At 63.4% G+C, this 10,205-nt stretch carries 9 protein-coding genes; 8 read left to right on the top strand and 1 reads right to left on the bottom strand.

Annotated features, from left to right (window positions below):
• Positions 1–358 precede the first annotated feature (358 nt).
• The 3 genes from AC30NL_RS16280 (at position 359) to AC30NL_RS16270 (ending at position 2,352) form a co-directional block, all read left to right on the top strand.
• Positions 359–826 carry a hypothetical protein gene (locus AC30NL_RS16280; protein WP_489465046.1) on the top strand — a complete coding sequence of 156 codons (468 nt, stop codon included), beginning with the start codon at positions 359–361 and terminating at the stop codon, positions 824–826.
• Positions 823–1,239, top strand: coding sequence for a hypothetical protein (locus tag AC30NL_RS16275; RefSeq protein ID WP_489465045.1), 417 nt, complete (start codon positions 823–825; stop codon positions 1,237–1,239). The genes AC30NL_RS16280 and AC30NL_RS16275 overlap by 4 nt, the downstream gene beginning before the upstream one ends.
• A gap of 147 nt (positions 1,240–1,386) precedes the next feature.
• The gene (locus tag AC30NL_RS16270) at positions 1,387–2,352 is read left to right on the top strand and encodes a tRNA dihydrouridine synthase (RefSeq protein ID WP_489465048.1); all 966 of its coding nucleotides are present in this window, start codon (positions 1,387–1,389) and stop codon (positions 2,350–2,352) included.
• Positions 2,353–2,549: 197 nt separating this feature from the next.
• Here AC30NL_RS16270 and AC30NL_RS16265 read toward each other — a convergent pair whose 3' ends face one another.
• Positions 2,550–3,323, bottom strand: a complete 774-nt coding sequence (locus AC30NL_RS16265; protein WP_489465044.1) for a DUF1223 domain-containing protein — start codon at positions 3,321–3,323, stop codon at positions 2,550–2,552.
• Positions 3,324–3,442: 119 nt separating this feature from the next.
• Between AC30NL_RS16265 and AC30NL_RS16260 the strand changes: the two genes are divergently transcribed.
• From AC30NL_RS16260 to AC30NL_RS16240, 5 genes are all read left to right on the top strand, one after another.
• Positions 3,443–4,993, top strand: a complete 1,551-nt coding sequence (locus tag AC30NL_RS16260; protein WP_489465043.1) for a hypothetical protein — start codon at positions 3,443–3,445, stop codon at positions 4,991–4,993.
• Positions 4,980–6,227, top strand: a complete 1,248-nt coding sequence (locus AC30NL_RS16255; RefSeq protein WP_489465042.1) for a TIGR03862 family flavoprotein — start codon at positions 4,980–4,982, stop codon at positions 6,225–6,227. Before AC30NL_RS16260 ends, AC30NL_RS16255 begins: the two co-directional genes overlap by 14 nt.
• A gap of 148 nt (positions 6,228–6,375) precedes the next feature.
• Complete coding sequence (locus AC30NL_RS16250; RefSeq protein WP_489465041.1) at positions 6,376–8,721, top strand: Tex family protein; 2,346 nt, start codon at positions 6,376–6,378, stop codon at positions 8,719–8,721.
• Positions 8,722–8,928: 207 nt separating this feature from the next.
• Positions 8,929–9,462 carry a superoxide dismutase family protein gene (locus tag AC30NL_RS16245; RefSeq protein WP_489465040.1) on the top strand — a complete coding sequence of 178 codons (534 nt, stop codon included), beginning with the start codon at positions 8,929–8,931 and terminating at the stop codon, positions 9,460–9,462.
• Positions 9,463–9,500: 38 nt separating this feature from the next.
• Positions 9,501–9,983 carry an acyl-CoA thioesterase gene (locus AC30NL_RS16240; protein WP_489465047.1) on the top strand — a complete coding sequence of 161 codons (483 nt, stop codon included), beginning with the start codon at positions 9,501–9,503 and terminating at the stop codon, positions 9,981–9,983.
• Positions 9,984–10,205: the final 222 nt, after the last annotated feature.

The following is a 10,205-nucleotide window of genomic DNA, read 5'->3' as shown; positions in this document are numbered from 1 at the left end:
TAACATGTGCGGGCACCGCCGAAAACATCGCGGGACAGGTGCCATGACTCAACCTCGATTAGCGTGGTTCGGCAAGCCGAAATTACATCGGGTCATAACAGCGGGCGGCTTCTGCGCTGACTTTGGGGCACATTGCGTGTCAACACGACTTCGTTCTGCACTGGCGAATGAAGGGCATCCTCGTGTGTGAGCATGACCTTCGTCATGTACGCCGCGCTGTCGGACGGATTAGGGGTGTACTGCTGCGAGAGATTCCTCATACTCGTGCACCCGGCAATCCGTTTGTGTTCCGTGGTCGCGGCCACAGTTTCAACAAGTCGGCAATGCGCTCTCGCGTTGCCTTTTCGGCAGGACGATCATGGAAAAGCTGCTTGGTCCCCTATGGGACTTCGTCAAGGATCGGCTAAGCGTGCAAGAAGTGCTGCTGGTCATCGTGTGTGCGCTCGCCGTCTATGCATGGCACCAGTTTCATCGCACGCGCAATTTGACTGAATTCAACGAGCAGGAGAGGCGTCGAGCTCAACTGGCCATCGAAGACCTTGCGCGCCTGAGGGCCGAATCGAAGCCCATTGCTGAGCCGACCGACAGGCGCCGGGGCGACGACTCGGCCGATCGCCGGCAGCGCTGCACGTCGCGGGTGCTCGTCGTAGAAGACAACGAAGTCATGCAGACCATCATTCCGGCCATGTTGGCCAAGTGCCTGTCCAGCGTCGAAGTGAAGGTGCGCGAAAGCGCCCAAGGGGCGCTCGAAGAGTTGGAGACGTTCAATCCCGAATTGCTGGTGCTGGACCTTCGTCTCAAGGCGCAGAAAGCGGATTGGCATTGATCACTCATTTGCGCGAAGTGAATTCGCGCATCCCGGTGCTGGTGTATTCGGGGTACGACCATGACATCGAGCGGCTTCGCAGCGATCGGGGACTGGCCGGGCTGGACAACCTCACGATCCTGCAAAAGGGATCCGACCTCGATGCCTTCATGAGGCTCGTGCCCACGCTCTTTCGCCGGCGCTCGGTAGACAGGGCGGGCGCCGAGCGTGCTCAGGACGGCCCGGCGATGCAGCCCGACGCGGTAGTGATGCGCGAGCGTCGCAAGATGGCTATCCGCCGCACGCCTCGCGAGCCGACTTCCGCTTCTGTGTGCGCGCTTCATGAACGGCGCAAACACGGGCAGGGCGCAAAGCAGCGTGCAGGACAGGACGCGAGAACATCCGCCGCCGAGCGCGATGCCGCGAGCGGCTGAAAGTGCCTGAAATTGCCGGCGCCAGCGCCCCCGGTGTACGGCTCAGGATTTGGCCCGAAACAATTCCGGGCCAAATCCTCAGGTGGCCGACAATCGAAAGATGTGCCGTATCCATCGAGGTCTTTGCGCGTGATCCTGCTTGCGCCCATGGAGGGCCTGCTCGACTTCACCCTGCGCGACATCCTCACCCGCGTAGGCGGAATCGACCGCTGTGTCTCCGAATTCATCCGCGTGTCGGGAACGCTGTTGCCCGACCGCGCATTCATCCGCATCGTGCCGGAGTTGCTCAACGGTGGCCGCACCCGAGCCGGCGTTCCCGTGCGGGCGCAACTGATGGGTTCCGATGAGGTGTGCCTTGCCGAGAACGCGGCCAGGCTCGCGGCGCTCGGCCCCGACGGCATCGACCTGAACTTCGGATGTCCCGCCAAGCTCGTGAACCGTCATGGTGGTGGCGCGGCGCTGCTCGATGAGCCCGAGACCATTGCAAGGCTGGTGGGCGCCGTGCGCCGCGCAGTGCCTGAACCCATGCCGGTGTCGGCCAAGATGCGTCTCGGCGTCAACTGCGACACCCGCGCCATCGAATGCGCGCAGGCCATGGCCGACAACGGCGCATCCGAAATCGTGGTGCACGCTCGCACCAAGGCGCATGGCTACAAGCCGCCTGCGTATTGGGAGCGCATCGACGACATTCACCGCGCGGTGAAGATTCCGGTGGTCGCCAACGGCGAGATCTGGACTCCCGACGACGCGGCGCGTTGCAAGGAAATATCCGGCTGCGACGCGCTGATGATCGGTCGCGGCATGGTGAGCGACCCGGGCCTCGCGCTCGCCATTCGCTGGCCCGATCGAGCGCCGCTGACGTGGCAGCAGTTGCTGCCCTTCATGCAGGAATTCTGGAAACTCATTCACGTGCAGATCGAGCCGCGTTCACGCGCAGGACGATTGAAGCAGTGGCTCAACTATTTACGTCGCCGCTACCCTGAAGCGCAAGAGGCGTATGCGACGGTGCGCACCATCAACGACCCGCTCCTTGTTTGTCGACACCTCTTCTCGCAGGTGCCGACAAACGAAGCGTTGAATCAAACCGAGGCTGTCGCCAGTCTTTCGGCCTGAGAGGCTGAGAGTATTTCGATCATGCCCGCTCATCACGCCAAAAGACCCCTGCTCGTCGTTGCAAATGCTCGCCATAGCCCCCGGGCTATGGCTGTGCTTTTCGCCTAGATCAGGTGCCTTTTGACGTGCTGCTCGGGCACGCTCGAAAAACTCTCAGCCTCTGAACTCGTAGCTCGGGGGGTTCGGGCTTGTATTTGTCAAGAACAATCGACTCCCAACGCCTGCATTGGCCGACCGCTCGCCGCATCGACCACCACCAAATTCACCCGCCGCCCATGCGCTGCATCGGCCGGCAATTGCATCGAATGCATCAGCTTGCGTGGCTGCGCTCGAGTCGCCGACCATGCCGCGACCTCCTCGTACTCGCGCACCACGAAGTCGTGATCCAGCGTCGCACCTTCGTTTTCTCCCGCCTTCACGGTTGTGCGATGGCCGGATTCCGTCACGGCCCAGTAGGCTGCAAGCCGCATCGTGGCGTCGCCGACGACGGAGACCGTCCCGGTCACTGCCTGCCCTGAAGTACTGAGTTCGATCGTCACGGGCGAGGCCGCCCGATCGGCACCCAACTTCGCGCGCGGCCAGTCCTTCCGATCGCGACCGTCCAGCACCAATTGCGGCGTGTACGCGAACCTCGACCCGTTCACGCCAAGCTGCTCATGCTGTCGCTGCGTGAACGACGGACTCGCTAAACGATCCTTCCAGCCCAGGCGGTCCCAGTAGTCCACGTGATAGGCCAAGGCCACCACGTCGCTGCGCCCCTTGAATCTGCTCAACCACCGATCCGCTGGTGGGCAGGAATTGCAGCCCTCCGAGGTGTAGAGCTCGACGAGCGGCGTCGTGATGGCCGGACTGCGCGCGGTGCACGCGAGCGCACTTGCATCCATGCTGCTCACGCTCACCGCACCGGCGACGCCGATCAGGCAGCCGGCATGCCATGACCAGATTCGCCGCAAGATCTTCAATGGGTTCATCGTCTCACCACCCCATTCATGAGTCATGTCTGCAGGAGGTCGTTCGCGCCCAGACCTTTCTTACAGACAAATCCGAACAGCCGCTACCATCCGCCCCCACGTTGACGACCACGCTTCTCATGACTTCTCTTAGTGTGCGCCCGCAGATGCGGCCCCGCTCGCCCGGACTTTCGCGCCATCTGCGCCACTGGCTGGCGGGCATTGGCATGGCGACGACGGGTTTGTCATGGGCGCAATCGGGCACAGATTCCGCGACTGATCCGCTGGTCGTCGCTCCCGCCCGAATCAAGGTCGGCATCGAAAAGGTGAAGCTGCCGGGCGACGAAAAGATGGGTCTCGTCGGCACTTCCTACCTGATCGACGCAGGCCACGGCTTCTCGGTCGGCCCCGCGGTGTACGGCGCAATCAGCGGGCAGCGCGGCGGCTTGTTCACCGTTGGCGCCGAGGTGTCGTACCAGCGTCGAATCGCCGGGCCCTTCACCGTCGATGCCGGGTTCTATGCGGGCGGCGGCGGCGGTGGCGCGGCGCCGGTGGGCGGCGGCCTCATGCTTCGGCCGCATGTCGATCTGCTTTGGGACTTCGGGCCGTTTCTGGCCGGCCTGTCAGCATCGCAGGTGCGCTTTGCCAACGGTGACATCAACAGCCACCAACTCGGCCTGGTCTGGAGCGCGAAGACTGACTTCCGCTACGTGCCGCGCGACCTGATTGGAAAACGCTCAGAAATCAGCGGGCGATCGGGCATCGGCTTCGATCGTGTCCAGGCCGTGTTCGGCGCCTATTCGCCGCGGCCGAGTGCAAAGCGCAACAGCGGCGCGGACTACGAAGGCAAGATCGGCTTCGTCGGCGTGCGACTGGAACGCGCAGTCACCGATCACCTTTATTGGGGCATCGAAGCCGCGGGCGCCGCCAACGGCGGGGTGGCGGGTTATGCCGAATACCTCGGGACGCTCGGCACCGAAACCACGGTGTGGCCCAACAAGCTGACCTTGGGCGCGCGCATGGCCGTCGGCATGGGCGGTGGGGGCGACGTGAGCGTGGGCGGCGGCTTGCTGCTGAAAGGCGGGGTCTACGGCACCGTGCGCCTCACGCGCGACCTGGGCCTGTCGATTGAAGGCGGTGTCACGCGTGCGCCGCAGGGCAGCTTCAAGGCGCTGCATGCCGCGGCATCGCTCAACTGGATCCTCGACGATCCGACTGACATCACCGCGCCATTGCGCAATGTCCGCACTGAATGGGTCGGCGGCGTCGAGCGCTACGACGCCTTGCGCCGCGATGGCTCGACGCGCGTGCTGCAGAACGACACGCTCAAGGCCAACCGATTCGTGTCGCCGCACTTCTATCTCACCGGACAGGCGCACAGCGCCTACGGCGGAGGCGCGGGCGGCTACACGGTGGGCCTGTTCGGGGCGGGGGTGCAATCGAAGATCTGGGGCCCGGTGCATGCAGGCGCCGAAATGCTCATTGGTGCTGCAGGCGGTGGCGGGGTGAGCACGCAGGGCGGGGCAATCGTGCAGCCCAATGCCTACGTGGGCGTCGACATCACGCGGTCGCTGGCGGTGCGGGTCGGAGCGGGACAGGTCAAATCGCTGCGACAGGGCGGCTTGAATTCAAAGGTGCTCGACGTGTCGGTCGCATTTACTTTTGGCGCGGCGGGCCATGGCTACCGCTAGCGGGCGGCACGTGGTCGTCATCGGCGGCGGTCCTGCCGGACTGATGGCGGCCGATGCCCTCGCGCAGTCGGGGGCGCAAGTCGATCTGTACGACGCCATGCCCTCGGTCGGACGCAAGTTTCTGCTGGCTGGCAAGGGCGGGCTCAACCTCACACATTCTGAAGGGCTCGACTCTTTCGCTGCGCGTTACGGCGAGCGACGCGCGCAGATCGAACCGATGTTGACGACCTTCGGGCCCGACGGCGTGCGCACATGGGCCGAGGGGCTGGGTGTATCGACCTTCGTCGGCACCTCTGGACGCGTGTTTCCTACCGACATGAAGGCCGCGCCGCTTTTGCGCGCGTGGCTTGCCCGCTTGCGTGCTGCGGGCGTGCGATTCCACATGCGGCATCGCTGGACGGGCTGGTCGAACGAGTCCTTGGGTCTTCGCTTCGAGTCGCCAGCGGGCGAGGTCGTGGTCGATGAGGCAGATGCCATCGTGCTGGCACTTGGCGGCGCGAGTTGGTCGCGACTCGGATCGAACGGTGCCTGGGTGCCAATGCTCGAATCGCGCGGCGTGCCGATACGGCCATTGCTGCCTTCGAATTGCGGATTCGACGTGCACGCGCCGAACGGCTGGACGGAGCATTTCCGCTCGCGATTTGCCGGCACACCACTGAAGAACGTGGCCTTGTCGTTCGAGTCGGCTGATGGCCATCGCTTTCATCAGCAAGGCGAGTTCGTCATCACGGAGGCCGGCGTAGAAGGCAGCTTGGTGTACGCGGCTTCGGGGCCGATTCGAGACGGCATCGCAGCCGAGGGAAGGGCGGTGATTCATCTCGATCTGTTGCCGCAGCGCATTGCCGAATTCGTCGCCGCAGAAGTGGCGCGGCCGCGAGGGCCGAGGTCGCTGTCCACGCATCTGAAGAGCCGCCTGGGCATTGACGGTGTCAAGGCGGGACTCTTGCACGAGTTGTTGTCAAAGGAAGTGTTTGCCGATCCAGCCAAGCTGGCTTCGGCGATCAAGTCCTTGCCGCTTGCCCTGGCCAGAGCCCGACCCATCGACGAGGCGATCAGCAGTGCGGGAGGTGTGCCCTTCGATGCATTGACCGATGGCTTGATGCTGCGGGCCTTGCCCGGCGTGTATTGCGCGGGAGAGATGCTCGACTGGGAAGCGCCGACAGGAGGCTATTTGCTCACAGCATGCTTCGCCAGCGGCTACATCGCAGGAATGGCAGCTTCGCAGCTCGGGTAAAGCCCGGGAATGGCTCTGGCGTTGCCCTGGCGTCAACATCTGCCCCGGGTTTCACTCGGGGCTGTGAAAACCCACACATGACGTGACAGATTCACCGAGCGGCCTATGGCACACTGCGCGGCTTCCGCAGTCTGACCCCTGACACGCCTTGGACAAGATCCTTCTGCAACTCGCCGCCGAACTGAAGGTTCGGCCGGCTCAAGTGAATGCCGCTGTCGAACTGCTGGATGGAGGTGCCACGGTGCCCTTCATCGCGCGATACCGGAAAGAAGCCACCGACGGATTGGACGACACGCAACTGCGTGATCTCGAAGCGCGTCTGGGCTACTTGCGCGAACTCGAAGAGCGCCGAGCCGCGGTCATCAAGAGCGTGGACGAGCAGGGCAAGCTCACGCCCGAACTGCGCGCCGTCCTTGAGGCCGCGCCGACCAAGCAGGAACTCGAAGACCTCTACCTGCCGTACAAGCCTCGCCGCCGCACCAAGGGCATGATTGCCCGCGAAGCCGGCCTCGAGCCGCTGGCCGACAAGCTCTTCGCTGATCCCTCGCTCGACCCTGCTGTCGAAGCCGCCGGCTTCATCAATGCCGAAGGCGGATTCGCCGACGCCATGGCTGTGCTCGACGGCGTGCGCGACCTGCTCTCCGAGCGCTGGGCTGAAGACGCACAGCTCGTTGGCAAGCTGCGCGAATGGCTGTGGGAGGAAGGGCTCTTCCGCTCCAAGCTCATGGACGGCAAGGACGAGAACAACGCCGACATCGCGAAATTCCGCGACTATTTCGAGTATGACGAACCGATCCGTACCGTGCCGTCGCACCGTGCGCTCGCCGTCTTTCGCGGACGCACGCAGGAAGTGCTGGACGCCAAGCTGGTGCTTGAAGAAGAACTCGTGCCGGGCCAGCCGAGCATGGCCGAAGGCCGCATTGCCATCCACCTCGGCTGGAGCCACGCGAAGCGCGCCAGCGACGATCTCATCCGCAAGACGATTGCCTGGACCTGGAAGGTCAAGCTCTCGCTGAGCCTGGAGCGCGATCTCTTCTCCCGCCTGCGCGAAGAAGCCGAACGCGTCGCGATCAAGGTTTTCGCGGAAAACCTGCGCGACCTGCTGCTCGCCGCACCGGCCGGCAAGCGCGTGGTGATGGGCCTGGACCCGGGCATTCGCACCGGCGTGAAGGTGGCGGTGGTAAGCGACACGGGCAAGGTGCTCGACACGTCCACCGTCTATCCGCATGAGCCTCGCAAAGACTGGGAAGGTTCGGTCCACACGCTGGGTCGCTTGTGCGCGACGCATGGCGTCAACCTCATCGCCATCGGCAACGGCACCGCCAGCCGCGAAACGGACAAGCTCGCTGCCGACCTGATCAAGCGAATCCAGCAGCTCGCCCCGGGCACGCACATCGAGAAAGTGGTGGTCAGCGAAGCGGGTGCGTCGGTGTATTCGGCCTCCGAATTCGCGAGCAAGGAATTGCCCGACCTGGACGTGAGTCTGCGCGGCGCTGTGTCGATTGCACGCCGCCTCCAAGACCCGCTGGCCGAACTCGTGAAAATCGAGCCCAAGAGCATCGGCGTGGGCCAGTATCAGCACGACGTCAATCAAGGCGATCTCGCCAAGAGCCTCGACGCCGTCATCGAAGACTGCGTGAACTCGGTGGGCGTGGACTTGAACACCGCGTCCGCACCGCTGCTGTCGCGGGTATCGGGCCTGAGCGGCGCGGTGGCTGCGAGCATCGTGCGTTGGCGCGATGCGAATGGCGCCTTCCGCAATCGTCAGCAGTTGCTCGACGTGAGCGGCCTGGGCGCCAAGACTTTCGAGCAGAGCGCGGGCTTCTTGCGAATCCGTGGCGGTGACAACCCGCTTGATCAATCTGGTGTGCACCCCGAGACCTATCCGGTCGTCGAACGCATTCTCAGCACAGTGAAGAAGCCGGCGTCCGAAGTAATGGGCCGCAGCGACGTCATCCGCACCCTCAAGCCCGAAGCCTTTGCCGACGAGAAGTTCGGTGCGATCACCGTGAAGGACATCTTCGCCGAGCTCGAAAAGCCTGGCCGTGACCCGCGCCCCGACTTCAAGGTCGCGCGCTTCAATGACGGCGTCGAGGACATCAAGGACTTGCAGCCCGGCATGACGCTTGAAGGCACAGTGAGCAACGTCGCACAGTTCGGCGCTTTCGTCGACCTGGGTGTGCACCAGGACGGTCTCGTGCACGTGAGCCAGTTGAGCAACAAGTTCGTCAACGACGCGCGCGAAGTCGTGAAGACCGGCGACATCGTGAAGGTGAAGGTGCTCGAAGTCGATTTGTCGCGCAAGCGCATCTCGCTCACCATGAAGCTCGACACAAAGCCCGCGCCCAAGGGCGAGGCGGGCGGCAATCAGTTCCGTCATGCCGAGCGTGGGCAGAGGGTGCCTGCGTCGGCGCGTCAGTCTTCAGGGGCTGCTGCACCACAAGGACCATCGGCGATGGCAGCGGCATTCGCAAAGCTTCAGGCCAAGAATTGACCATGAGGTGAAGGCGGCGGGCGTGGGGCAACCCCAAGTGTCATGATTGGGTTATAACGCGAAGCAAAAGGTATATGAGCATGGCGAATCTCGCGACTTGTATGCTGCCCATCGTGAGTGCGGCCCCCAGCGAGCTCCAAGATCCGTGGAATCCATCTTGATGATCGACCATGGTCGAAGCCGTCCGCGACAACCCGAGGATATCGAATGAAATCAATCAACCATCTCGCCGTTCTGACTTCTCTCGCCGCAGCCGCGCTGCTCGCTGCCTGCGGAATCATGGGCAACAAAGCAGGCCACAAGGCAGTCGCTGTCCTCGAACCCACCAAGGGCAACACTGCCTCCGGCACCGTCACATTCCAGCAAAAGGACGGCAAAGTGCTGGTTATCGCCGACATCAAGGGCTTGAAGCCGAATGCGGAGCATGGTTTGCATGCTCATGAAAAGGGCGACTGCTCCAGCGGCGACGGCCTGAGCACCGCCGGCCATTTCAACCCCAACGGCAAGCCGCACGGTCCGCAAGATGCCGACCACCACGCCGGCGACATGCCCGCTCTCAAGTCCGACGCCAACGGCAACGCACAAGCCAGCTTCGAATTGAGCGGCGTGACGCTTGGCTCCGGCACTACTGACCTGGTCGGTCGCGGCCTCATCGTCCATGGCGGTGCCGACGACTACAAGACCCAGCCCACCGGCAACTCCGGTGCACGAATCGCCTGCGGCGTGATCAAGGCCGAGTGAGAGGCTGAGAGTATTTATGGGCTAGGCGCGTGGCAATGATGAAGCTTCCCAACCACGAACTGACGATGACGGTGCTCATGACGCCGGACATGGCGAACTTCACCGGCAACGTGCACGGCGGCACCATCCTCAAGCTGCTGGACCAGGCCGCCTACGCCTGCGCTAGCCGCTACTGCGGACGCTACGTTGTGACACTGTCCGTCGACCAGGTGATGTTCCGCCAGCCCATCCATGTCGGCGAATTGGTGACATTTCTGGCGAGCGTGAACTTCACCGGCAACACGTCCATGGAAATCGGCATCAAGGTCGTCGCCGAAAACATCCAGACCCAGACGCTTCGGCATGCCAACAGTTGCTTCTTCACCATGGTCGCGATGGATGAGAACCGCAAGGCGTCGCCGGTACCCCCACTCGTGCCGGTGACGCAAGACCAGAAGCGTCGTCACCAGGCGGCCACGGCGCGGCGCGAATTGCGTCAAGAGTTCGAGGCGCGACTGAAAGCGATGCGCATCGCACCCTGAACTGTGCGGTGGGCGCGCTTCGCTTTTCCCCACCCCGCAAATAGTCTGCATCCGGTTTGTCCCAGCTTGCGTAGAGACAGCACAGGTACCGCTTTGATCGTGGTGCCCGTCGTCGATGCCACTCAGAGGCTGAGAGTTTTTCGATCATGCCCGCTCATCACGCCAAAAGCCCCCTGCTCGTCGTTGCAAATGCTCGCCATAGCCAAGCTATGGCTGCGCTTT

Origin of the sequence: Rhizobacter sp., assembly GCA_021153565.1 — a bacterium.
GTDB lineage: Bacteria > Pseudomonadota > Gammaproteobacteria > Burkholderiales > Burkholderiaceae_C > Albitalea.
This window is presented reverse-complemented; position numbering and strand designations above follow the sequence as displayed.

What these genes read in the sequence shown, in the direction of transcription:
- AC30NL_RS16280 (WP_489465046.1), top strand. Translation starts at nt 359, where the DNA reads ATGGAAAAGCTGCTTGGTCCCCTATGGGACTTCGTCAAGGATCGGCTA.
- AC30NL_RS16270 (WP_489465048.1), top strand. Translation starts at nt 1,387, where the DNA reads ATGGAGGGCCTGCTCGACTTCACCCTGCGCGACATCCTCACCCGCGTA.
- AC30NL_RS16265 (WP_489465044.1), bottom strand. Translation starts at nt 3,323, where the DNA reads ATGAACCCATTGAAGATCTTGCGGCGAATCTGGTCATGGCATGCCGGC.
- AC30NL_RS16260 (WP_489465043.1), top strand. Translation starts at nt 3,443, where the DNA reads ATGACTTCTCTTAGTGTGCGCCCGCAGATGCGGCCCCGCTCGCCCGGA.
- AC30NL_RS16255 (WP_489465042.1), top strand. Translation starts at nt 4,980, where the DNA reads ATGGCTACCGCTAGCGGGCGGCACGTGGTCGTCATCGGCGGCGGTCCT.
- AC30NL_RS16245 (WP_489465040.1), top strand. Translation starts at nt 8,929, where the DNA reads ATGAAATCAATCAACCATCTCGCCGTTCTGACTTCTCTCGCCGCAGCC.
- AC30NL_RS16240 (WP_489465047.1), top strand. Translation starts at nt 9,501, where the DNA reads ATGAAGCTTCCCAACCACGAACTGACGATGACGGTGCTCATGACGCCG.